The following is a 23,473-nucleotide window of genomic DNA, read 5'->3' as shown; positions in this document are numbered from 1 at the left end:
CGCTTGGGGCTGGACCGGTTCGGGTGCGCGACTGGCAGGTTCCGGTCGTGATCGGCCGGTCGCTTGGGGCCGGACCGGTTCGGGTGCGCACCCGGCAGGCTCTGGTCCCGATCGGCCCGTCGTCTTCGGGCCGGACCGGTCCGAGTGCGGCGCGCTAAGTTTGTGGCGTGGTCCGTTCTCCGGCTGCCGGGCCCACCCCGGTTCATGTGCGGCACGCGGAGGCGGGCGGCCGTGGTACGCCCCTGTATCCCGGCCGGGGCCGGCTCTGGCCCTCGTGGATCAGGGCGTGCTACGAAGGACCATGTCCGCGAACGAGCCGACCCGCGCGTATGACGCCGTGATCGTCGGCGGTGGCCACAACGGCCTGGTCGCCGCCGCCTACCTGGCCCGGGCCGGCCGCTCCGTGCTGGTGCTGGAACGCCTGGACCACACCGGCGGCGCCGCCGTCTCCACCCGCCCCTTCGCCGGCGTCGACGCCCGGCTGTCCCGGTACTCCTACCTGGTCAGCCTGCTGCCGCGGAAGATCGTGCGCGATCTCGGCCTGGACTTCCGCGTCCGCCCGCGCACCATCTCCTCGTACACCCCCGCACAGCGGGCGGGCCGGCCCACGGGCCTGCTGGTCGGCGGCGGCGAGCAGCGCACCCGGGAGGCGTTCGCCCGGCTCACCGGCGACGACCGCGAGTACACCGCCTGGCGGCGCTTCTACGGCATGACGGGCCACGTCGCCCGGCGCGTCTTCCCCACGCTCACCGAACCGCTGCCCGGCCGGGAGGAGTTGCGCCGCCGCGTCGACGACGAGGCCGCCTGGCGGGCCCTGTTCGAGGAGCCGGTCGGCGTCGCCATCGAGGAGACGTTCGCCGACGACCTGGTCCGCGGCATCGTCCTCACCGACGCGCTCATCGGCACCTTCGCCGACGCCCACGACCCCACCCTGGTCCAGAACCGCTGCTTCCTCTACCACGTCATCGGCGGCGGCACCGGCGCCTGGGACGTGCCCGTCGGCGGCATGGGCGCGCTGACCGACGCGCTGGCCGCGGCGGCCCGTTCGGCGGGGGCGCGCATCGCCACCGGGCACGAGGCGGTCCGCATCGACACCGACGGACACACCGCCGAGATCACCTACCGCACGGCCGACGGCGAGGGCACCGCCGCCGCCCGGTACGTCCTGGTGGGCGCCTCCCCGCACCAACTGGCCGCGCTCACCGGCGACCCGGCGCCCGAGCCCGCCGAAGGCGCCCAGCTCAAGGTGAACATGCTGCTCACCCGGCTGCCCCGGCTGCGCGACCCCGACGTCGACCCCCGCGAGGCGTTCGCCGGCACCTTCCACATCGCCGAGGGCTACCGGCAACTCGCCACCGCCCACGCCGAGGCCGCCGCCGGCCGGCTCCCGGCCGCCCCGCCGTCGGAGATCTACTGCCACTCCCTGACCGACCCCACCATCCTCGGCCCCCGCCTCGCCGAGCGCGGCTGCCACACGCTCACCCTGTTCGGTCTGCACACCCCGGCCCGGCTGTTCGACCGGGACAACGACGCCGTACGCGAGGAACTGCTGGCGGCCACCCTCGCCCAGCTCGACGCCCATCTCGCCGAGCCGCTCGCCGACTGCCTGGTCACCGACGCCGACGGCCGCCCCTGCGTCGAGGCGAAGACCCCGCTGGACCTGGAACGGGACCTCCGGCTGCCCGGCGGCCACATCTTCCACCGAGCCCTGTCCTGGCCCTACGCCGAGGGGAGTTCGGGCCGTTGGGGCGTGGAGACCCGGCACGCGAACGTCCTGCTGTGCGGGGCGGGCGCGGTGCGCGGCGGCGGGGTGAGCGGGGTGCCGGGGCACAACGCGGCGATGGCGGTACTGGAACGGGACCGCCCCGGCCCGCTCAGTCGGCCGACTCCCGCCAGCCCACCGCCGTGATCCGCGCCGCGTCCGCCGGGCGCGCCCCGTCGAACAGCACCGACCCGCCCGCCTCGACGCGCAGCGCGTCCACGTACGCGCCCCGGCCCACGTACCGCGCGTCGGTGCCGTACCGCCAGCGCAGCCCCAGGCCGCGACCGGCCGGCAGCTCGGCCGTCACCCGGTGCCAGACGCGGCCGGACCAGCCGGAGACCGCGCCCGCCGGATGCTCCTCCGGGCCGCCGCCGGGCCGGGCGGTGGTGAAGGGGACCGGCCGCCAGGTGGCGCCGCCGTCCGTGGTGGACTCCAACACCAGCCGGTCGGCGCCGGGTTCGGTGTCCCACCACAGGGCGCAGCGCAGCCGGGCCGTGCCCGCGGAGGTGTCCAGCGCGGGCAGCGCGAGCGTGGCGGCCGTGGCGTTCGCCATGCCCGAGAACCAGGCCGTACGGCCCCGGGCCGGGCGGACCGGCACCGCGCGGGCGAGCCGGTCGCCGGCCGCCACCCGGGGAGCGGAACCGGAACGCCACGTGCGCACCGGGTGCACGGAGTTGCCGAGCACGACCAGGAACGAGTCGGTCGTGGGGTCCAGCACGAGCGAGGTGCCGGTGAAGCCGGTGTGGCCGGCCGTGCGCGGGGTGGCCATCGCCCCCATGTACCAGTGCTGGTACAGCTCGAAGCCGAGGCCGTGCTCGTCGCCGGGGAAGGCCGTGTTGAAGTCGGTGAACATCAGCTCCACCGACTCCGGCCGCAGGATGCGGTTCCGGCCGTAGCGCCCGCCGTTGAGCAGGGTCCGGCCGAGGACCGCAAGGTCCCAGGCGCGGGAGAACACCCCGGCGTGGCCCGCGACACCGTCCAGGCTGTAGGCGTTCTCGTCGTGCACCTCGCCCCACACCAGCCCGCGGTCCAGCCCGGACCAGGGCTTGCGGGCGTCCTCGGTGGCCGCGATCCGCGGCCTCCAGGAGGCGGGCGGGCGGTAGCGGGTGCCGTCCATGCCGAGGGGACCGGTGATCTCCTCGTGCAGCAGCGCGTCCAGCGGGCGGCCGGTGACGGTCTCCAGGACCAGCCCCAGCGTGATCATGTTCAGGTCCGAGTACAGGTACGCCGAGCCCGGCGGGGTGAGAAGCGCCTCGTCCCAGATGAGCCGGAGCCTGTCCGCGTGGGCCGGCGCCGTGTACAGCGGGAGCCATGCCCGCAAACCGGAGGTGTGCGTCAGGAGGTGACGGATCGTCACCTCGTGTTTGCCCGCGCGGCCGAAGTCCGGCAGATACGAGGCGACCGTGCCCCCCAGGTCCAGCGCGCCCCGCTCGATCTGCTGCACGGCGAGCAGCGAGGTGAACAGCTTGGAGACCGAGGCCAGGTCGAACACGGTGTCCCGGGTCATCGGCAGTCGCCGGTCGGGCGGCAACTCGACGCCGGTGTCGGTCTTCTCGTCGTACGCCGAGTAGCGCACCGCCATGCCGATCGGCTCGTGCAGGGCCACCGTGCCGCCGCGCCCGGCGAGCAGGACGGCGCCCGCGTACCACGGGTGCCGGGGGGAGGGGGCGAGGAACGTCTCCGCGTCCGCGACGAGTTGCCGCAGCTGCGCGGGGAGCAGCCCGGCGCGTTCGGGGGAGCCGTACCGCAGGGTGGTGCGGCGGCCGGACGCGGCGGGCGCGGCGGCGGCCGGGCCCGTCGGCAACGCGCCGAGGGCCAGGGCGCCGCCCGCGGCCAGGGAGCCCACCACGAGCCGCCTGCGGGTCGGCCCGCCCGCTCTTCCGCCTGCCAGGTCGTCCGTCATCGTCCGCGGCCTCCCGCCTGAAAGTATCTTTCCGGACCCGTCCCGCACCGTGAAACTTTCCTGTCGGGCGCGGGGTGTGTCAACGGGGCGCGAGGCCCTCCGAAGAATCTGACGATGTATCAGAAAAGGGCTTCCGTCCTCCGGCCGGCTGGGCCATCCTGCGCCCATGCAGACGGAGCTGAGCAGGAAACTGGGAGTCGAGCACGCCGTCTTCGGCTTCACGCCGTTCCCCGCCGTCGCCGCGGCCATCAGCCGGGCCGGCGGCTTCGGCGTGCTCGGCGCGGTCCGCTACACCGTCCCCGACGACCTGGAACGCGATCTCGACTGGCTCGACGCGCACGCCGACGGCCGACCCTACGGGCTGGACGTGGTCATGCCCGCCAAGAAGGTCGAGGGGGTCACGGAGGCCGACGTCGAGGCGATGATCCCCGAGGCGCACCGGCGGTTCGTGCGCGACACCCTCGCCGCGCACGGCGTGCCCGAACTGGCCGAGGGCGAGGCCTCCGGATGGCGCATCACCGGCTGGATGGAGCAGGTCGCCCGCTCCCAGCTCGACGTCGCCTTCGACCACCCGATCCGGTTGCTGGCCGGCGCCCTCGGCGCCCCGCCCGCCGACGTCGTCGCGCGCGCCCACGACCGGGACATCCCGGTCGCCGCGCTCGCCGGCAGCGCCCGGCACGCCGTGAAGCACCGGGACGCCGGCATCGACATCGTCGTGGCCCAGGGCTACGAGGCCGGCGGACACACCGGGGAGATCGCCACCATGGTCCTCACCCCCGAAATCGTCGACGCCGTCGACCCGCTGCCCGTCCTGGCCGCCGGAGGCATCGGCAGCGGCGCCCAGGTGGCCGCGGCACTCACCCTCGGCGCCCAAGGTGTATGGCTGGGCTCCATATGGCTGACCACCACAGAAGCAGACCTGCACTCGCCCGCCCTGACCCGCAAGCTGCTCGCCGCCGGGTCCGGGGACACCGTCCGCTCCCGTGCCCTGACCGGAAAACCGGCACGCCAGCTGCGCACCGCGTGGACCGACGCCTGGGACGACCCGGCCGGACCCGGCACGCTGCCGATGCCGTTGCAGGGTCTGCTGGTGGCCGAGGCGGTCTCCCGCATCCAGAAGTACGAGGTGGAACCGCTGCTCGGCACGCCCGTCGGCCAGATCGTCGGCCGGATGACCGCCGAACGCTCGGTCCAGGCCGTCGTCGACGACCTCACCCGCGGCTTCGAACAGGCCGTGGACCGTATCAACCGCATCGCCGGAAGGAGCGGCCGGTGAACACACCCCCCGCCGGTTTCTGGGCCCAGGCCGCCCAGGACCCCGATCGCACCGCCCTGATCGCGCCGGACGGCGAGGAATGGACCGCCGGCCGGCTGCACGCCGCCGCCAACCGCCTGGTCCACGGCCTGCGCGCGGCCGGCCTGCGGCGCGGCGACGCCTTCGCCGTCGTCCTGCCCAACGGGCCCGAGTTCCTCACCGCCTACCTCGCCGCCACCCAGGCCGGCCTCTACCTCGTACCGGTCAACCACCACTTCGTGGGCCCGGAGATCGCCTGGATCGTCGCCGACTCCGGCGCCAAGGTGCTCCTCGCCCACGAGCGGTACGCCGGCCCGGCCCGCCGGGCCGCCGACGAGGCCGGGCTCCCGGCGAGCCACCGGTACGCCGTCGGCACCGCCGAGGGCTTCCGGCCGTACGACCGCCTCCTCGCCGGACAGCCCGCGTCGGCACCCGCGGACCGGGAACTGGGCTGGGTCATGAACTACACCTCGGGCACCACCGGCCGACCCCGCGGCATCCGCCGCCCGCTGCCCGGCAAACGTCCCGAGGAGGCCCACCTCGGCGGCTTCCTCGGCATCTTCGGCATCCGGCCCCACGACGGCAACGTGCACCTCGTCTGCTCGCCGCTCTACCACACCGCCGTCCTCCAGTTCGCCGGCGCGTCCCTGCACATCGGCCACCGCCTGGTACTGATGGACAAGTGGACGCCCGAGGAGATGCTCCGCCTCATCGCCACACACAAGTGCACCCACACCCATATGGTCCCGACCCAGTTCCACCGGCTGCTGGCCCTCCCCGACGACGTCAGGGCCCGCTACGACGTCTCGTCCCTGCGGCACGCCATCCACGGGGCCGCGCCCTGCCCCGACCATGTGAAACGCGCGATGATCGACTGGTGGGGCCCGTGTGTGGAGGAGTACTACGCCGCGAGCGAGGGCGGTGGGGCCTTCGCGACCGCCGAGGACTGGCTGAAGAAGCCCGGCACCGTCGGCAGGGCCTGGCCCATCAGCGAACTCGCCGTCTTCGACGAGGACGGCGAGCGGTTGCCGCCCGGCCGGCTCGGCACCGTCTACATGAAGATGAACACCGGCGGCTTCTCGTACCACAAGGACGACACCAAGACGCGGAAGAACCGCATCGGGGACTTCTTCACCGTCGGCGACCTCGGCTACCTGGACGAGGACGGCTACCTCTTCCTCCGCGACCGCAAGATCGACCTGATCATCTCCGGCGGGGTCAACATCTACCCGGCCGAGATCGAGTCCGTGCTCCTCGGCCACCCCGCCGTCGCCGACGCCGCCGTCTTCGGCATCCCGCACGACGACTGGGGCGAGGAGGTCAAGGCCGTCGTCGAACCGGCCCCGGACCACGAGCCCGGGCCCGGACTCGCCGCCGCGATCCTGGACCACTGCGCCGGACGGCTCGCCCCCTACAAGCGGCCCAGGACCGTCGACTTCACCGCCGAGATGCCCCGCGACCCCAACGGCAAGCTGTACAAACGGCGGCTGCGGGAGCCGTACTGGGAAGGACGCACACGCCCGGTGTGACCTTGCTATGGGCCGGCCACATGTGCGCTGGAACCAAGTGCCGGACGTTCGGCACTCCCGGATGCTTGACCCGCCCCGGGCCACATGCCGAGGATCCTGAGGCATGACGCAGGCACAAGGCAGCACCGTCGACGGGATGCTGCGGCGCAGCGCCCGGCGCACCCCGGCGCGCGTCGCCGTCGAGTACGGCGACCGGGCATGGACGTACGAGCAACTGGACGACGCCGTCTCCCGCGCGGCCTCGCTGCTGCTCGCCGGGGGCCGCGCGCCCGGTGACCGGGTCGCCGCCTACGGCCACAACTCCGACGCCTATCTGATCGCCTTCCTCGCCTGCGCCCGCGCGGGCCTGGTCCATGTGCCGGTCAACCACAACCTCACCGGCGACGACCTGGCCTATGTCCTCGGCCAGTCCGGCAGCGCGCTCGTCCTCGCCGACCCCGCCCTCACCGGGCGGCTGCCGGACGGCACGCGGACGCTGCCGCTGCGCGACACCGGCGACTCGCTGCTCGCCCTGCTCCCGGGGGCACCGCCGTACGACGGCCCGGAACCCCGCGCCGAGGACCTCGTGCAACTGCTGTACACCTCCGGCACCACCGCCCTGCCCAAGGGCGCGATGATGACCCACCGGTCCCTGGTGCACGCCTACCTGAGCGCCATCACGGCCCTCGACCTGGAGGCCGGCGACCGGCCCGTGCACGCGCTGCCGCTGTACCACTCGGCGCAGACGCACGTGTTCCTGCTTCCGTACCTGGCGGTCGGTGCGACGAACCTCATCCTGGACGCGCCCTACGGGGACCGGTTGTTCGACCTGATCGAGACCGGCCGCGTGGACAGTCTGTTCGCCCCGCCGACCGTCTGGATCGGCCTCGCGGGTCGGCCGGACTTCGCGACCCGGGACCTGTCCGGGCTGCGCAAGGCCTACTACGGCGCGTCGGTCATGCCCGTCCCGGTGCTGCGGCGACTGCGCGAACGGCTGCCGCACCTCGCCTTCTACAACTGCTTCGGCCAGAGCGAGATCGGTCCGCTGGCCACCGTCCTCGGCCCCGAGGAGCACGACGCGCGGCCGGACTCCTGCGGACGTCCCGTCCTGTTCGTCGACGCCCGGGTGGTCGACGCGGACGGCGAGGACGTCCCCGTCGGGGTCCCGGGTGAAATCGTCTACCGCTCCCCGCAGTTGTGCGAGGGCTACTGGGACCGGCCCGAGGAGACCGCCGAGGCCTTCCGCGGCGGCTGGTTCCACTCCGGGGACCTCGCGGTGCGGGACGCCGAGGGCTATCTCACCATCGTCGACCGCGTGAAGGACGTCATCAACTCCGGCGGCGTACTGGTGGCTTCACGCCAGGTGGAGGACGTGCTCTACACCCACGAGGCGGTCGCCGAGGCCGCCGTGATCGGCCTGCCCGACGAACGGTGGATCGAGGCCGTCACCGCGGTCGTCGTCCCGCGCGCCGAGGTGACGGAGGACCAGCTCATCGCCCATGTGAAGGACAGGATCGCCCCGTTCAAGGCGCCCAAACGCGTGCTGTTCGTCCCGGAGTTGCCGCGCAACGCCAGCGGCAAGATCCTCAAACGCGAACTGCGCGACCGCTTCGGCGACTAGGGACTACGTCCGGCACGGCGCACCGACACGGTCACCAGGCACCGGCCGGCCCGGCGGGTCCCGGTCAGCGCGCGGCCCGGCGACGCAGTGCGGCCTTCTCATGTCCGCCCCGCTGCGCCTGCTCCGCCAAGAACCCGGCCTGCGGCACTCCTGCCTCTGCCAGACGACCGTCTTCGCCGGCTTCAGCGCCGCCTGGACCGCGCTCACCCTCCTCGTGACCGGGCCGACCTACGACATGGGCGCCCAGACCATGGGCGGGCTCGGGCTCGTGGGTACCGCGAGCATGTTCCGCACCCCCATCGCCGGACCCGCGGGGGACCGCCGGGGACCGGAGCCTGTGGTGCCTGCCCGGGGTGATCGGCTCGGCGGGGGCGCTGGTCCTCGGCGGCACGGGCGGCACCGCCGGACTGATGGTGCCGGCCGGCGGCATGCTGCTCCTCGCCGTGGCCGTGCGGGGCGGCCAGGTCGGCCACCGGGCCCGCGACTTCGCGCCACGCCCGGACGCGCGGGCCCGCGTCAGCACCGCCTACGGTCCCGCCTACCCGTCGCCCCCGGACCGCAGGTCCACGATCCGGCGGATCTTGCCCACCGACCGCTCCAGGGACTCCGGTTCCACGATCTCCGCCCGGACCGACACCCCGATGCCGTCCTTGACCGCCGCGACGATGGACCGGGCCGCCGCCTCCCGCACCTGCGGCGGCGCGTCCGGGCGCGCCTCGACCCGGACGGTCAGGGCGTCGAGGCGGCCCTCCCGGGTCAGACGCAGCTGGAAGTGCGGCGCCACCCCGGGGGTGCGCAGCACGATCTCCTCGATCTGCGTCGGGAAGAGATTCACCCCGCGCAGGATCACCATGTCGTCGCTGCGCCCGGTGATCTTCTCCATCCGCCGGAACACCCGGGCCGTGCCGGGCAGCAGCCGGGTCAGGTCCCGCGTCCGGTACCGGACGACCGGCATGGCCTCCTTGGTCAGCGAGGTGAACACCAGCTCGCCGCGCTCGCCCTCCGGCAGCACCTCGCCCGTGACCGGGTCCACGATCTCCGGGTAGAAGTGGTCCTCCCACACATGGAGCCCGTCCTTGGTCTGCGCACACTCCTGGGCGACGCCGGGGCCGATCACCTCGGACAGCCCGTAGATGTCGACGGCGTCGATCGCGAACCGCTCCTCGATCTCCCGCCGCATCGGCTCGGTCCACGGCTCGGCCCCGAACACACCCACCCGCAGCGAGGTGCCGCGCGGGTCCACGCCCTGCCGCTCGAACTCGTCCAGCAGCGTGAGCATGTAGGAGGGGGTCACCATGATGACGGACGGTTCCAGGTCCAGGATCAGCCGGACCTGACGGGCCGTCATACCGCCGGAGGCGGGGACGACCGTACAGCCCAGGCGCTCGGCACCATAGTGGGCACCAAGGCCACCGGTGAACAGCCCGTAGCCGTAGGCCACATGGACGACATCGCCGGGCCGGCCGCCGGCCGCCCGCAGGGACCGCGCCACCAGGTCGGCCCACACGGAGAGGTCATGGTCGGTGTAGCCGACCAGCGTGGGCTGTCCCGTGGTGCCGCTGGAGGCGTGCAGCCGGCGGATACGCTCCCGGGGGACGGCGAACATGCCGTACGGGTAGTTCGCCCGGAGGTCGGCCTTCGTCGTGAAGGGGAAGCGGGCCAGGTCGGCGAGCGTACGGCAGTCCTCCGGGCGGACGCCCGCCTTGTCGAAGGACTCCCGGTAGAACGGCACGTGCTCGTACGCGTGCCGCAGCGAGGCCCGCAGCCGCTCCAGCTGGAGCGCCCGCAGCTCCTCGGCCCCGAGCCGTTCGCCCGCGTCGAGCGGATCCGCCGCATCCGTCATCGGAACGTTCTCCCTGCCCAGCCGTACATTCCGGACGACCGATCATTCGGTCGCCACTGCTGGGGCAAGTAATTCAGGCCACCGGGCCCGAGGGCAAGGGGTCTGCGGAATTTTCCCGGCGGCGGACGGACGGCGGCCGGCCCGGTGGAGCCCGCCCGCCGGCCGGCACGGCCCCGCCGGTCATGGCGACTTTGCCGCCGTGGCCACCTCCCGGGCCCACCGGTAGTCGGCCTTGCCGCTCGGGGAGCGCCGGATGGTGTCCGCGATCACCAGTTGGCGTGGCACCTTGTAGCCGGCCAGGCGGGTGCGGCAGTGGCGCTGGATGTCGGCCAGCGAGGGGCGCGGCGCGCCCGCGCGCAGCTGGACCACGGCCGCGACGTGGTTGCCCCAGTGGGCGTCCGGCACGCCGGCCACCAGCGCGTCGTACACGTCCGGATGCGCCTTGAGGGCCTGCTCGACCTCCTCCGGGTACACCTTCTCGCCGCCGGTGTTGATGCACTGGGAGCCCCGGCCCAGCACGGTGACCACGCCGTCCGCGTCGACGGTCGCCATGTCGCCGAGCAGCACCCAGCGCTGCCCGTCCCGTTCGAAGAACGTCTCCGCCGATGCCGCCGGGTCGTTGTAGTAGCCGAGCGGCACGTGCCCGCACTGCGCGATCCGGCCGGTGGCCCCGGCTGCGACCGGTTCGCGCGTCACCGGATCCACCACCCGGGTACGGGAGTTGACCCGCAGGCGCAAGCCCCGCCCGGGCCCCGCGTCCTCGGTGGCGGTGCCGTTGAAGCCGGACTCGGAGGAACCGAAGTTGTTCAGCAGCAGGGTGTGCGGCAGCAGTTCGCGGAACTGCCGGCGGACCGTCTCCGACAGGATCGCACCCGAGGAGGAGACGCTGAACAGGGACGAGCAGTCGGTGCCCTTCAGCGGCCCGGCGAGCGCGTCGAGCAGCGGGCGGAGCATCGCGTCACCGACCAGCGACATGCTGGTGACCCGCTCCCGCTGTACGGTCCGCAGCACCTCCTGGGGGGCGAACTTGCGGTGCAGTACGACGCGTTGGCCGAAGTCGAACCCGATGAAAGCGGTGAGCGTCGACGTGCCGTGCATCAGCGGGGGAGTGGGGAAGAAGGTGATGCCGGCGCCGCCCGCGGCGACCCGTCCGGCCAGTTCCTCCGGTGCCCTCACCGGCTCCCCGGTCGGCGCCCCGCCGCCCAGTCCGGCGAAGAACAGGTCCTCCTGACGCCACATCACCCCCTTGGGCATGCCCGTGGTGCCACCGGTGTAGATGATGAACAGGTCGTCACCGGAGCGGGCGGGGAAATCGCGCCCGGGCGACCCGGACGCCTCGGCCCGGGCGAACGGCACCGCACCCGGCACCCCGCCCGTCCCCTCCCCCACCCGCAGCAGATGCCGCAGCCCCGGCGCCCGCGGCAGCACCCCCGCCACCCGGTCCTCGAACTCCCCGTCGAAGACCAGCGCGACCAGGTCCGCGTCCCGGTAGAGGTACGCCAACTCGTCCTCGACATAGCGGTAGTTGACGTTCACCGGGACGATCCTGGCCTTCAGGCAGGCCAGTACCGTCTGCAGGTATTCGACCCCGTTGTACAGATGGAGGCCGAGGTGCTCCCCGGGGCGTATGCCGCTGTCGGCCAGATGGTGCGCGACGCGGTTGGCGGCGGCGTCCAGTGCGGCGTACGTCAGCCTGCGTTCCGCACCCGTGCCGGGGTGGTCGAGGCAGACCAGCGCCTCGCGGTCCGGCACCGCGTCGACGACCGACTCGAACAGATCGGCAAGGTTGTACTCCACCGCTCCTCCTGACCCCGGGCGCCCGTGCCCGGCATCCGCCGGCTCGCCGGTCATCAGAGCAAAGGGCGGCGCAACTGTGAAGGCCCGCCGACAAAGAATCTGACTGGCTGTCAGAAAACCCTTGAAGTGCCTCCCCGCCTACTGCAACCTGTTCTCGTTCTGACCGAGGGGAGTTGGCCCATGACCGGTACCGAACACCTCACCGTGCGGCGCGAGGGCGCCACCCTGGTGCTCACGCTCAACCGGCCCGACGCCCGCAACGCGCTGTCCCTCGCGATGCTCGTCGGCCTGTACGACGGCTGGCTGGAGGCCGACGCCGACGACACGGTCCGCTCCATCGTGCTCACCGGCGCCCAGGGCGTCTTCTGCGCCGGGATGGACCTGAAGGCGCTGGCCGGGAACGGCATGGCCGGACAGCACTACCGCGACCGGCTGGAGGCCGATCCCGACCTGCACTGGAAGGCGATGCTGCGCCACCACCGCCCGCGCAAACCGGTGATCGCCGCCGTCGAGGGCCACTGCGTCGCGGGCGGCACCGAGATCCTCCAGGGCACCGACATCCGGGTGGCCGGCGAATCCGCGACCTTCGGCCTGTTCGAGGTGCGCCGCGGCCTGTTCCCCATCGGCGGCTCCACCGTCCGCCTCCAGCGCCAGATCCCGCGCACCCACGCCCTGGAGATGCTGCTCACCGGACGCCCCTACACCGCCCGGGAAGCCGCAGGCATCGGCCTGATCGGCCATGTCGTGCCCGACGGCACCGCCCTCGCCAAGGCCCTGGAGATCGCCGAGCAGGTCAACGCCTGCGCCCCGCTCGCCGTGGAGGCCGTCAAGGCGTCCGTGTACGAGACGGCGGAGATGACCGAGGCCGACGGGCTCGCCGCCGAACTCGCCCGCGGTATGCCCGTCTTCGACACGGCCGACGCCAAGGAGGGCGCCCGCGCCTTCGCCGAGAAGCGGCCCCCCGTCTACAAACGCGCCTGACCCGAGGAGCCCCCATGCCCGAAGTCCTCTCCGCGCCGCTCGTCGTGGAGTTCCCGTTCACCCGCTCCCTCGGCCCCGTCCAGAGCGCCTTCCTCACCGGCCTGCGCGAACGCGTCGTCCTCGGCGTACGCACCACCGACGGCCGCACCCTCGTCCCGCCTGTCGAGTACGACCCCGTCACCGCCGCCGAACTGCGCGAGCTGGTGGAGGTCGCCCCCACCGGCACCGTCACCACCTGGGCCTGGAACCACGCCCCCCGCCGCGGCCAGCCCCTCACCACCCCCTTCGCCTGGGTCCTGGTCCGTCTCGACGGCGCCGACACCGCCCTGCTGCACGCCCTCGACGCCCCCGGCCCCGACGCGGTCCGCACCGGCATGCGGGTGCGCGTCCGCTGGGCGGCGGAACGCACCGGCGCCATCACCGACATCGCCTGCTTCGAGCCCCACGACGGCGAACCCGTACGACCGGGCGGCCACACCGGCGCCTTCGAGCAGCCGCTCACCGGCATCGTCACCCCCGCCCGCCTCGACTACACCTACTCGCCCGGCCGCGCCCAGTCCGCCTACATCGACGCCCTCAGCGCCCGGCGCATCGTCGGCGAACGCTGCCCCTCCTGCCGCAAGGTGTACGTCCCGCCCAGGGGTGCGTGCCCCACATGTGGCGTCGCCACAGCGGAACAGGTCGAGGTGGGTCCCCGGGGCACGGTCACCACCTTCTGCATCGTCAACATCAAGGCGAAGAACCTCGACATCGAGGTGCCGTACGTCTACGCCCACATCGCCCTGGACGGCGCCGACCTCGCCCTGCACGCCCGGATCGGCGGCATCCCCTACGACCGGGTCCGCATGGGCCTGCGGGTGGAGCCGGTGTGGACCGAGGGGGCCCGCCACCCCGACCACTACCGGCCCAGCGGCGAACCCGACGCCCCCTACGAGACGTACAAGGAGCTGCTGTGACCGGCCGAAACACGCCCGGCCCCCGGGACATCGCCGTCGTCGCCTTCGCCCAGACCGGCCACCGGCGCTCCACCGAGGACTCCTCCGAGGTCGAGATGCTGATGCCGGTCCTGCACGAGGTCCTGGCACGCACCGGCCTGAAGACCGCCGACATCGGCTTCACCTGCTCCGGCTCCAGCGACTACCTGGCCGGCCGCGCCTTCTCCTTCACCCTCGCCCTCGACGGCGTCGGCGCCTGGCCGCCCATCTCCGAGTCGCACGTCGAGATGGACGGCGCCTGGGCGCTGTACGAGGCATGGACCAAACTCCTCACCGAGGACACCGACACCGCGCTCGTCTACTCCTACGGCAAGTGCTCACCCGGCTCGGTACGGGACGTCCTCACCCGCCAGCTCGACCCGTACTACGTCGCCCCTCTGTGGCCCGACTCCGTAGCCCTCGCCGCCCTCCAGGCGCAGGCGCTCATGGACGCCGGACACACCGACGAAGCCGCGCTGGCCGCCGTCGGCGCCCGCAGCAGGGCCGACGCCGCCGCCAACCCGTACGCCCAGCTCAAAGGACGTGTCCCGCAGGGCGACTACGTCGTACGCCCGCTGCGCACCGGCGACTGCCCGCCCGTCGGCGACGGCGCCGCCGCCGTGCTCCTCGCGGCCGGGGACCGGGCCCGCGACCTGTGCGAACGCCCCGCCTGGATCCGGGGCATCGACCACCGGGTCGAGGCCCACTCCCTCGGCGTACGCGACCTCACCGACTCGCCCTCCACCCGGCTCGCCGCCGAGCGGGCGGGCGCCTTCGAACGGCCCGTCGACACCGCCGAGCTGCACGCCCCGTTCAGCTCCCAGGAGGTGGTCCTGCGCCGGGCCCTGCGCCTGGACGACAGCGTGCGCGTCAACCCCTCCGGCGGCGCCCTCGCCGCCAACCCGGTCATGGCCGCCGGGCTCGTCCGCATCGGCGAGGCCGCCGCCCGCGTCCACCGCGGCGACTCCGACCGGGCCCTCGCCCACGCCACCTCCGGCCCCTGCCTCCAACAGAACCTGGTCGCCGTACTCGAAGGGGATCCACGATGAGCAAGGAGCCCGTGGCCGTCACCGGGATCGGCCAGACCAAACACGTCGCCGCCCGCCGGGACGTCTCGATCGCCGGACTCGTCCGCGAGGCCGCCACGCGCGCCCTGCACGACGCCGAGCTGACCTGGGCCGACATCGACGCCGTCGTCATCGGCAAGGCGCCCGACTTCTTCGAGGGCGTGATGATGCCCGAGCTGTACCTCGCCGACGCCCTCGGCGCCGTCGGCAAACCCATGCTGCGCGTGCACACCGCCGGCTCCGTCGGCGGATCCACCGCGCTCGTCGCCGCGAACCTGATCGCCGCCCGCGTCCACCACACGGTCCTCACCCTCGCCTTCGAAAAACAGTCCGAGTCCAACGCCATGTGGGGCCTGTCCCTGCCCATCCCCTTCCAGCAGCCGCTGCTCGCCGGAGCCGGCGGCTTCTTCGCCCCCCATGTGCGCGCCTACATGCGGCGCAGCGGCGCCCCCGACACCATCGGCGCCCTCGTCGCCTACAAGGACCGCCGCAACGCCCTGAAGAACCCCTACGCCCACCTCCACGAACACGACATCACCCTGGAAAAGGTGGTGGCGTCACCCATGTTGTGGGACCCCATTCGCTACTCCGAGACCTGCCCGTCCTCCGACGGCGCCTGCGCCATGGTCCTCACCGACCGCACCGGAGCCGCCCGCGCGCCCCGGCCGCCCGCCTGGCTGCACGGCGGCGCCATGCGCAGCGAACCCACCCTCTTCGCCGGCAAGGACTTCGTCTCCCCGCGGGCCGGCCAGGACTGCGCCGCCGACGTCTACCGGCAGGCCGGGATCACCGACCCGCGCCGGGACATCGACGCCGTCGAGATGTACGTGCCGTTCTCCTGGTACGAGCCCATGTGGCTGGAGAACCTCGGCTTCGCCGCGCCGGGCGAGGGCTGGAAACTCACCGAAGCCGGGGTGACGGCGCTCGACGGCGACCTGCCCGTCAACATGTCCGGGGGCGTGCTCAGTGCCAACCCCATCGGCGCCTCCGGCATGATCCGCTTCGCCGAGGCCGCCCTCCAGGTGCGCGGCCGGGCCGGCGACCACCAGGTGGACGGGGCCCGCCGGGCGCTCGGACACGCCTACGGCGGCGGCTCGCAGTTCTTCGCCATGTGGCTCGTCGGCTCCGAGCCCCCCGACTCCTGACGGCACCGGCCGGGGATTCCCGCCCGCCGACCGCCCGCCGACCGCCCGCCGACCGCCCGCCGACCGCCCGGCGGCCGGTCCGCAGGACGACCGGGGCCGCACCGCCGCAAAGATCGCCCTCGCGCGCCCTGTCCGCCGTAGCGACCGGTCGCTAGGCTGACCCGCGGACGACGAACCGGGAGGAGCACGGACGTGGCCGAGAGCACCACCCAGCACAAGCCGCTCGCGGGCTGGGACAAGCCGGAGCTGGACCTCAGCAAGGCCGAGTGGCAGTCCAGCAGCCGAGGGCTGGGCGATGTCCAGATCGCCTTCGTCGAGGGCTTCATCGCGATGCGCAACAGCGGCCGGCCGGAGAGCCCGTCCCTGATCTTCACGCCCGCGGAATGGGGCGCCTTCGTCTCCGGCGCGCGCGAAGGCGAGTTCGATCTCACCTGAACCGGGGGTGTCACCCCCGGATTTCCGGACACGCGACCGGCAGCAACCCCGCCGGGGCCGGACCTGAGCCAGGCTGGCCCCAGCAATAAGGGGAAGGTCGTGTTCCGGAGGTGAGAAGGATGAACGCCACGCCGGTCATCGCCGCGGTCGACGGGTCCGCCGACAGCCTGCGCGCCCTGGACTGGGCCCTGGACGCCGCCCGCCGCCGCGCGGCACCGCTGCGAGTGGTGCACGTACGGCAGTACGCGGCCTGGGGCCAGGCGGGCGTACTGGTCGCCGGACCGCCCGACACCGAGGACGACCCGGTCCTCGACGAGGTGCGCACCCGGCTCGGGGACCACGCCGGGCAGCCGGCCGTGGAGTACGTCGCCCTGGAAGGCGTACCCGGCGCCGTCCTGCCCGAACTGGGCGACGACGCCCAGCTGTTGGTGCTCGGCTCCCGGGGCCGCGGCGGCTTCGCCAGCCTGCTGCTCGGCTCCAACGGCCTCTCCACCGCCCGGGACGCCCGGTGCCCCGTGGTCGTCGTGCCCCCGCCCGGCCGGGAGGTGCACGGGGAGGGCCCCGCCGAGCCCGGGCCCCGGGTGGTCGTCGGACTGCACGCCGACAGCCCCGACGAGGACGTCCTCGCCTTCGCCTTCGCCGAGGCCGCCCTGCGCCACGCCCGGCTCCAGGTGATCGCCGCCTACCCGTGGCCGGCGCAGGCCTGGTCCGCGCCCGGCCAGCCGGTACCGCCGCCGGTCGACCAGGACGCCGTGGCCGAGGAGATCCGCACCCTCGCCGACGGCTTCCTCGCCCCGCACCGCGAGCGCCACCCCGAGGTCCGCGCCGCCGCCGAGGCACTGCCCGGCGACGCGGCCGGCCACCTGGTCGCCGCATCCAAGGACGCCGGACTCGTGGTCGTCGGCCGGCACCGGCGGCGGCTGCTCGCGCCGGCCCGCATGATGGGCTCGGTCACCCAGGCCGTACTGCTGCACGCGGCGAGCCCCGTCGCGGTCGTACCGCCGGCCCCGCACCCGGAATGAGGCCCGGGGAGGCCGCCTAGCACACCGCACCGCGCTCCGCAATCCCCCCGGCGCCGACCGGCGCTCCGCCGGCTGTGGGGCGCGACGCCATGGTGCCCGGACACACCCGCGCCTACGGTTCCGCCACCCCCGCCGCTTCGGCACCGCCCGTGCCGGAGCGGCCGGGACCCGTGTGTCCACCGAAGGAGCCGCCATGCCCCTGCCCCCGCTGCGCGGGGCCCCCGGAGCCCGCCCGCGCACCCGGCCGCTGCCCCGCTTCCTGCCCCGCCTGCTCGCCGTCCTCGCCGTCGTCCTCGGCACCGCGCTCGCCGCCCCCGCCCCCGAGGCCCGCGCCGCCGTCACCCTCACCAAGGTGAGCGGCTTCGGGTCCAACCCGGGCGCCCTCACCATGTACGTGTACCGGCCCGCCACCCTGCCGGCCCACCCCGCGGTGGTGGTGGCCCTGCACGGCTGCACCCAGAACGCCCAGCTCTACGCCGACAACTCCGGGCTGCCCCGGCTCGCCGACGAGGACGGCTTCCTCCTCGTGCTCGCCGAGACCGGCACCGCCAACAACGCGAGCAAGTGCTTCAACTGGTTCCAGCCCGGCGACAACCGGCGCGGCCAGGGCGAGGCCCTGTCCGTCCGGCAGATGGTGAGCCACGCCGTCACCGCCTACGGCGCCGACCCGGGCCGCGTCCACGTCACCGGCCTGTCCGCCGGCGGCGCCATGACCGCCGTCATGCTCGCCACCTACCCCGACGTCTTCTCCGCGGGCGCGGTCGTCGCCGGCCTGCCCTACGACTGCGCCAAGGACACCAGCCCCTACCTCTGCATGAACCCCGGCGTCGACCGGAGCCCCGCCGAGTGGGCCCAGCGGGTGCGCGACGCCCACCCGTCGTACACCGGGCCCTGGCCACGCACGGCCATCTGGTACGGCGACCAGGACACCACCGTCGTACCGCGCAACGCCACCGAACTGCGCGACCAGTGGACCGCCCTGCACGGCCTGTCCCAGACACCCACCCGGACCACGGTCATCGGGCCGGACGCCACCCGGCAGGACCAGTACCTGGCCGCCGACGGCACCGTGGCCGTCGAGGTGGACCGGGTCCCGGGCATCGGCCACGGCACCCCGGTCGACCCCGGCACCGGCGCCGAGCAGTGCGGCGGCACCGCCGCCCCGTACTTCCTCGACTCCATCTGCTCCAGCCGCTGGATCGCCCGGTTCTTCGGCCTGGACACCACCGGCCCCGGTGACCCCGGCCCCGGCGACCCCGACCCGGGCGACCCCGGCCCCGCAGCCTGCTGGACGGCGAGCAACTACGCCCACGTCCAGGCGGGACGGGCCACCACCAGCGGCGGCTACGCCTACGCCGCCGGCTCCGGCCAGAACATGGGCCTGTACAACACGTTCGTCACCCACACCCTGAAGGAATCACCCCCGGGCTACTTCACCCTCGCCGACAGCGGCTGCCCCTGACCATACGAAGCGCACGTACGGCACCGCCATGGTGGCCGGCACCGCCGAACGGGCCGCCATCATGGCGGCCCCGCACATGTCCGCAACGTCCACACCGCCCTTAGCCTCCAGCGCGTCCCCAACCCGCCGGAGGAGCCGAATGTTTCCGCACCGAAGAGAACACCGCGCCCGACGGACCCCGCTCGGCGCCCTGTCGCTCGCCACCGTCTGCGCGCTCCTGGCCACCCCGGTCACCCCGGCCGGCGCCGCCACCGCCGGCACCGAAACCCCCGGGGCCCACTGTGCCGGCCGCGCCCTGCCGCGCGTGCCCGGCGCCGCCCGCCAACGGGCCGACTGCCTCGACGAGCTGACCACCGCCGGCACCGTCTCCTCCGGCCACACCGACCCGGCCGACTACGCGGGCCTCACCCCCAAGGACCTGCCCACCCCCACGGGTGTCCCCGGCATCCAGATCGACGGCTACTTCCCGGACACCTCCACCACCAACACCAACCACGGCTGGCACCACGACTCCCAGTTTGTGATCCGGCTGCCCGACCACTGGAACGGCGGCCTGGTCGTCGCGGGCACCCCCGGCAACCGCGAGCAGTACGCGGGCGACCGGGCCATCGCCGACTGGGTCCTCGCCCGCGGCTACGCCTACGCGGCCACCGACAAGGGAAACACCGGCACGGCCTTCTTCCGCGACGGCCGCCGGCCCGGCGACGCCATCGCCGAATGGAACACCCGCCTCACCCAGCTCACCCACGCCGCCCGCACCGTCGTCACCCGGCGCTACCACCGGCCCCCGGCCCGCACCCTCGCCACCGGCCTGTCCAACGGCGGCTACCTGGTGCGCTGGCAACTGGAGCACCACCCCGAGCTCTACGACGGCGGGGTCGACTGGGAGGGCACCCTCTGGCGCGCCGACGGCCCCAACCCGCTCACCTTCCTGCCGGCCGCCCTGCGCCACTACCCCGGCCACGCCGCCGGCGGCCCCCGCGCCGCCGAGGCCACGGCGGCGATGCACCGGGCCGGCTACCCGGCCGGCTCCGAGTTCCTGTGGCCGTACCACCACCGGGCCTACTGGGACCTCACCCAGCGCCTCTACCGCGAGGAACTCGACCCCGGCTACGACGGCGACACCGAGGCGGGCACCCCGTACTGCGCCTCCGGCACTCCCGGCTGCGACGCCGACTACGCCTACCCGGCCCGCCCCGCCGCCGTCCACCGGGCGGTCGGCCGCATCGCCCTGACCGGCCGCATCGGCAAACCCCTGATCACCCTCCAGGGCACCCTCGACGTGCTGCTCCCCATCAGCCAGGACTCCGACGTCTACGCCCGCATGGTCCACGCGGCCGGCCGCGGCTCCCTGCTGCGCTACTACCGCATCGAGGACGGCACCCACACCGACGCCCTGGCCGACGCCTTCCCGGACCGGCTCCGCCCGATGGTGCCCTGCCACCGTGCCGCGTTCACCGCCCTGGAACGCTGGATCGCCGGAGCGGGCCGCCCCCCGGCGGACCACACGGTCCCCCGCCCGCCCGGCGCGGACCCCGCCACCCTGCTCACCAGCTGCCCGCTGGGCTAGCCGGTCCCCTGGCCGCCCACAGGTCACCTGGTGGGGCACGGGCACGTACCATGGCCGCATGTCGTTCCTCCGCCGCCGCAGCGCGACCCCCGCCGGACCCGACTTCGACGTGCTGGCCATGGACCCGGGCGACTGGCCGGGCAATCTCGGCGCGGGCCTGCTGCCCGCCCCCGACGGCACCTGCCAGGGCGTCTTCCTGCGCTACGACCTGTTCGGCGGACGCGGCCCTGCCATGATCATCGGCAATCTCCCGGAGGGCTCCCCGGCCCGCGACGTCGCCGAGGGCGAGATCCCCTTCGAGGTGGGACAGCTGCTGCTGGCGCTGGAGAACGACGAGGAGGTCACCGTTGTCGGCACCGAGGACACCCCGGTGCTCCAGGGCGACAACCTCCTCATCGTGCGGCGGCTGAAGCTCTCCGAGAGCCGGATCTCCTGCGTCCAGTTCGACCGCAGCGACGGCGTTCTGGTGACCATCGCCGCCTGGGACCGGCCCATCACCGACGACCTGTACGCGCTGCTGAAGCCGCTCCCGGCGGAACTGTTCCAGCAGGGCTGAGCCCTCACCGGCCGGCCGCGGTCCCGTCCTCCACCGTCACGTCCGCGGCCCGGACGAAGGCGACCCGGTGGCCGTACTGGATCTCGTAGTACCGGTCCTCGCCCACCACCACCCGGTGCGCGCCCGGGGTGAAGGTGACCGCGTAGTAGTACTCGCCCGGCATCTCGTCACCGACCACATAGCGCTGCCCGGCCGGGATCGTGTAGGGCAGCGGCACCACCGACTGGGCGGGGACGCCCGCCGGATAGGCCGCCTTCTCCGGGTAGGCGCGGCCGTACACCGGGACGCTCGCCAGGCCCTCGCGCGGGGTCACCACCAGGCCCCTCGCGGGCACCGCCGTCCGCTGTCCGGCCGGGTCGCGGAACCAGGCCCGCTGCCCCAGGTACCAGATGGCCGTCCAGTCGCCCCAGCGGCCGGCCACCGCGTACTGCTGGCCGGTGGAGACCCGCGAGGACAGATCGTTCACCCCGTCGGTCGGGTCCGCCCTCAGCCCGATGTCCCTGACCAGCGGCGCGTTCTCGTCGTGGTCCGTGTACAGCCGCACCTCGCCCGAGCCGTGCGCCGGGCACGGCTCGCCCTCGGCGGTGCAGCCGGTGTACACGGGCCGGTTCGCGTCGTAGTCCGGCAGCACCGTCAGCACACCCGAGTGCGGGCCGGCCGTGCGCCCCAGTGGCCGGCCCAGCAGCCGGAAGTAGTGCCGCCAGTCCCAGTACGGGCCCGGGTCCGTGTGCATCCCGGGGAGGGCGGAGGCGGTCGGGCCGGGCACGTTGTCGTGGCCCAGGATGTGCTGCCGGTCCAGCGGGATGCCGTACGTCCGGGCCAGGTACCGCACCAGCCGCGCCGAGGAACGGTACATCGCCTCCGTGTACCAGGCGTCCGGAGCGGCCAGGAAGCCCTCGTGCTCGATGCCGATCGACCGGGCGTTGACATCCCAGTTGCCCGCGTGCCAGGCCACGTCCTTCGCCTTCACATGCTGGGCGATCAACCCATCGGTCGAGCGAATCGTGTAGTTCCACGACACATAGGTGGGGTCCTGGATCAGGCTCATGACCCCTTCCCAGGAGCCCTCCGTGTCATGGATGACGATGTACTTGATCTGCTGGGAGGCCGGGCGGTCGCCGAGGTCGTGGTTGCCGTAGTCGTCGTCCCCGAACTCCTCGTACGGTGCCGGGACCGAGGCACAGGAGACCGACCGGGGACACTCGGTCCCGTCCGCCGGCCGCGTGCGCAGGCCCGCCCGCCGCAGCCGCCCGGTGTCGGGGACGGTTCCGGGCCGGGCGGCCAGGGTCACCAGCTGGCCGTCGTCCGTGACCCGCTCCTCGCCGGTGCGCAGCACGTCGTACACGTCGTCGGCGTAGGCGGTGGCGGTCGCCGTGTCGTCGGCACCGGAGAACCGGGCCACCGCGGCGTACCAGTCGGCCGGGTCGGCGCTCGCCGGTCCGCCCAGCTCCTTCTGCGCGGCGGCGAGCAGCGCGGCACCGCCGGCCACGTTCGCCGCCGGGTCCGAGCGCAGCCGCGCGGCCGGGACACCGGTCAGCTCCGCGGCCTTCGGCAGCGTCCGCAGCCGGGCCGGGACCGCCGAGGGCAGGGGTGCCCCGGCGGCGGGGCGCGATGCCGCGGAGCGCGGTGCGGCACGGCCGGTGTCGCCGCGGGGATCCTCCGCGCCCCCGGCGAAGTGCTCACCGGTGAAGTGTTCGGGGGCGGACCGCCCGGCGGTGGCGAGCGCTGTGCGCGCGTCGGTGAGGTGCATGGGGCCGTAGCCGCCCGTCACACTCGGCGCACCGCCGTGGCTGTCCCAGCGGGACTGGAGGTAGGAGACGGCCAGCAGCACGCTCTGCGGCACGTGGTGGTCGGCCGCCGCGGCGGCGAACGCCTGTTGCAGACGGCGCGCGGAGGAGTCCGGGGCGGGATGGGCGGGGGCCGCGCCGAGCAGGGACAGCAGCAGGGCCGCGGAGGCGAACGGGACGGCGCCCCGCAGCGGGCGTCCGGGGCCGGCCGGGGCTGGGGAAGCGGTGGCGTGTCTTCGCAAGGCGGCCTCCAGTGAAGGGCGGGGCGTGCGGCACCGGGTGGGTCAGTCGTACCCGTTCGCCGACGACCCGTCAATGTCGCCTTCACAGGGGGAAGTTGGCACGTCACGAACCTGTCGTTGCTGGTGAGCGATTTATTCGGCTTGCCGCTCGGGTCGTCGGCGGTCTTGGCGCGGGCCGGAGAATCCGCGCGCGTAGGGTGGCCGCGCAAGGGCGGCGTCCAGCTCCGCGCAGCCGGCGGCCGGTTGCGCGTCCTTCCCCGAGCGCGGCCTCTGTTCGCCCTACCACCTCGGCCGCGACGGCCCCCAGCCGTGCGCCTCGCCCCCGGCCAGTGGGCCCGCCGCGCTGCTGAACTACCGTTTCAGCAGCGCGGCGGGTATGCGGGACTGGTCGTACTGGCTGGACACCTTCAACATCGCTCACGGGCCAGTGGGCGCCGACGTGTTCGTGTCGGAACCCACCGGCCACGCCGACGAGCGAGGACCGCTCCGGTAGCTCCGCGCCGC

At 73.8% G+C, this 23,473-nt stretch carries 17 protein-coding genes and 1 pseudogene; 14 read left to right on the top strand and 4 right to left on the bottom strand.

From position 1 onward, the window contains the following. Nucleotides 1-301: 301 nt before the first annotated feature. Nucleotides 302-1,909 carry a phytoene desaturase family protein gene (locus Srubr_RS01800; protein ID WP_189992954.1) on the top strand — a complete coding sequence of 536 codons (1,608 nt, stop codon included), beginning with the start codon at nucleotides 302-304 and terminating at the stop codon, nucleotides 1,907-1,909. Here Srubr_RS01800 and Srubr_RS01795 read toward each other — a convergent pair. Next, nucleotides 1,875-3,665 (bottom strand): serine hydrolase, encoded by a 1,791-nt coding sequence (locus Srubr_RS01795; RefSeq protein ID WP_189992952.1) that lies wholly within the window; start codon nucleotides 3,663-3,665, stop codon nucleotides 1,875-1,877. The genes Srubr_RS01800 and Srubr_RS01795 overlap by 35 nt on opposite strands. A 166-nt stretch (nucleotides 3,666-3,831) precedes the next feature. Between Srubr_RS01795 and Srubr_RS01790 the strand changes: the two genes are divergently transcribed. The 3 genes from Srubr_RS01790 (at nucleotide 3,832) to Srubr_RS01780 (ending at nucleotide 8,088) form a co-directional block, all read left to right on the top strand. Beyond that, complete coding sequence (locus tag Srubr_RS01790; protein ID WP_189992950.1) at nucleotides 3,832-4,941, top strand: NAD(P)H-dependent flavin oxidoreductase; 1,110 nt, start codon at nucleotides 3,832-3,834, stop codon at nucleotides 4,939-4,941. After that, nucleotides 4,938-6,488 carry an acyl-CoA synthetase gene (locus Srubr_RS01785; protein ID WP_189992948.1) on the top strand — a complete coding sequence of 517 codons (1,551 nt, stop codon included), beginning with the start codon at nucleotides 4,938-4,940 and terminating at the stop codon, nucleotides 6,486-6,488. The genes Srubr_RS01790 and Srubr_RS01785 overlap by 4 nt, the downstream gene beginning before the upstream one ends. Nucleotides 6,489-6,591: 103 nt before the next feature. Continuing rightward, nucleotides 6,592-8,088 carry an acyl-CoA synthetase gene (locus Srubr_RS01780; protein ID WP_189992946.1) on the top strand — a complete coding sequence of 499 codons (1,497 nt, stop codon included), beginning with the start codon at nucleotides 6,592-6,594 and terminating at the stop codon, nucleotides 8,086-8,088. Nucleotides 8,089-8,626: 538 nt separating this feature from the next. Here the strand turns inward: Srubr_RS01780 and paaK are convergent. Both paaK and Srubr_RS01770 read right to left on the bottom strand, forming a co-directional pair. Further along, nucleotides 8,627-9,931 (bottom strand): phenylacetate--CoA ligase PaaK, encoded by a 1,305-nt coding sequence (gene paaK / locus Srubr_RS01775; protein ID WP_189992944.1) that lies wholly within the window; start codon nucleotides 9,929-9,931, stop codon nucleotides 8,627-8,629. 180 nt (nucleotides 9,932-10,111) lie between these two features. Further along, nucleotides 10,112-11,728, bottom strand: a complete 1,617-nt coding sequence (locus tag Srubr_RS01770) for an acyl-CoA synthetase (RefSeq protein ID WP_189992941.1) — start codon at nucleotides 11,726-11,728, stop codon at nucleotides 10,112-10,114. Nucleotides 11,729-11,908: 180 nt separating this feature from the next. On the opposite strand from Srubr_RS01770, the gene Srubr_RS01765 reads away from it, so the two are divergent. The 9 genes from Srubr_RS01765 (at nucleotide 11,909) to Srubr_RS01725 (ending at nucleotide 20,940) form a co-directional block, all read left to right on the top strand. Continuing rightward, nucleotides 11,909-12,709, top strand: coding sequence for a crotonase/enoyl-CoA hydratase family protein (locus tag Srubr_RS01765; protein ID WP_189992939.1), 801 nt, complete (start codon nucleotides 11,909-11,911; stop codon nucleotides 12,707-12,709). Between the two features lie 14 nt (nucleotides 12,710-12,723). Next, the gene (locus Srubr_RS01760) at nucleotides 12,724-13,665 is read left to right on the top strand and encodes a Zn-ribbon domain-containing OB-fold protein (protein WP_189992937.1); all 942 of its coding nucleotides are present in this window, start codon (nucleotides 12,724-12,726) and stop codon (nucleotides 13,663-13,665) included. After that, nucleotides 13,662-14,732 carry a thiolase domain-containing protein gene (locus Srubr_RS01755; RefSeq protein ID WP_189992928.1) on the top strand — a complete coding sequence of 357 codons (1,071 nt, stop codon included), beginning with the start codon at nucleotides 13,662-13,664 and terminating at the stop codon, nucleotides 14,730-14,732. The genes Srubr_RS01760 and Srubr_RS01755 overlap by 4 nt, the downstream gene beginning before the upstream one ends. Further along, complete coding sequence (locus tag Srubr_RS01750) at nucleotides 14,729-15,895, top strand: thiolase domain-containing protein (RefSeq protein ID WP_189992927.1); 1,167 nt, start codon at nucleotides 14,729-14,731, stop codon at nucleotides 15,893-15,895. The genes Srubr_RS01755 and Srubr_RS01750 overlap by 4 nt, the downstream gene beginning before the upstream one ends. A gap of 192 nt (nucleotides 15,896-16,087) precedes the next feature. Continuing rightward, complete coding sequence (locus Srubr_RS01745) at nucleotides 16,088-16,330, top strand: DUF397 domain-containing protein (protein WP_030602884.1); 243 nt, start codon at nucleotides 16,088-16,090, stop codon at nucleotides 16,328-16,330. 119 nt (nucleotides 16,331-16,449) lie between these two features. Further along, nucleotides 16,450-17,352, top strand: coding sequence for a universal stress protein (locus Srubr_RS01740; RefSeq protein WP_189992925.1), 903 nt, complete (start codon nucleotides 16,450-16,452; stop codon nucleotides 17,350-17,352). A 193-nt stretch (nucleotides 17,353-17,545) separates the two neighbouring features. Further along, nucleotides 17,546-18,814: an extracellular catalytic domain type 1 short-chain-length polyhydroxyalkanoate depolymerase gene (locus tag Srubr_RS01735; RefSeq protein WP_189992923.1), complete on the top strand. Its 1,269-nt coding sequence runs from the start codon at nucleotides 17,546-17,548 to the stop codon at nucleotides 18,812-18,814. A gap of 139 nt (nucleotides 18,815-18,953) precedes the next feature. Next, complete coding sequence (locus Srubr_RS01730; RefSeq protein WP_189992921.1) at nucleotides 18,954-20,384, top strand: 3-hydroxybutyrate oligomer hydrolase family protein; 1,431 nt, start codon at nucleotides 18,954-18,956, stop codon at nucleotides 20,382-20,384. 58 nt (nucleotides 20,385-20,442) lie between these two features. Further along, nucleotides 20,443-20,940 carry a glycosyltransferase family protein gene (locus Srubr_RS01725; protein ID WP_030783931.1) on the top strand — a complete coding sequence of 166 codons (498 nt, stop codon included), beginning with the start codon at nucleotides 20,443-20,445 and terminating at the stop codon, nucleotides 20,938-20,940. 4 nt (nucleotides 20,941-20,944) lie between these two features. Here the strand turns inward: Srubr_RS01725 and Srubr_RS01720 are convergent, their stop codons facing one another. Beyond that, on the bottom strand, nucleotides 20,945-22,969 hold the full coding sequence (locus Srubr_RS01720; RefSeq protein ID WP_189992919.1) for an N-acetylmuramoyl-L-alanine amidase: 2,025 nt from the start codon (nucleotides 22,967-22,969) through the stop codon (nucleotides 20,945-20,947). 204 nt (nucleotides 22,970-23,173) lie between these two features. On the opposite strand from Srubr_RS01720, the pseudogene Srubr_RS40160 reads away from it, so the two are divergent. Continuing rightward, nucleotides 23,174-23,462, top strand: a pseudogene (locus tag Srubr_RS40160) (hypothetical protein); the annotation flags it as partial. Nucleotides 23,463-23,473: the final 11 nt, after the last annotated feature.

This window comes from Streptomyces rubradiris, from assembly GCF_016860525.1.
GTDB lineage: Bacteria > Actinomycetota > Actinomycetes > Streptomycetales > Streptomycetaceae > Streptomyces > Streptomyces rubradiris.
The sequence above is the reverse complement of the archived record's forward strand: the minus strand, read 5'-3'. Positions and strand labels throughout refer to the sequence as shown.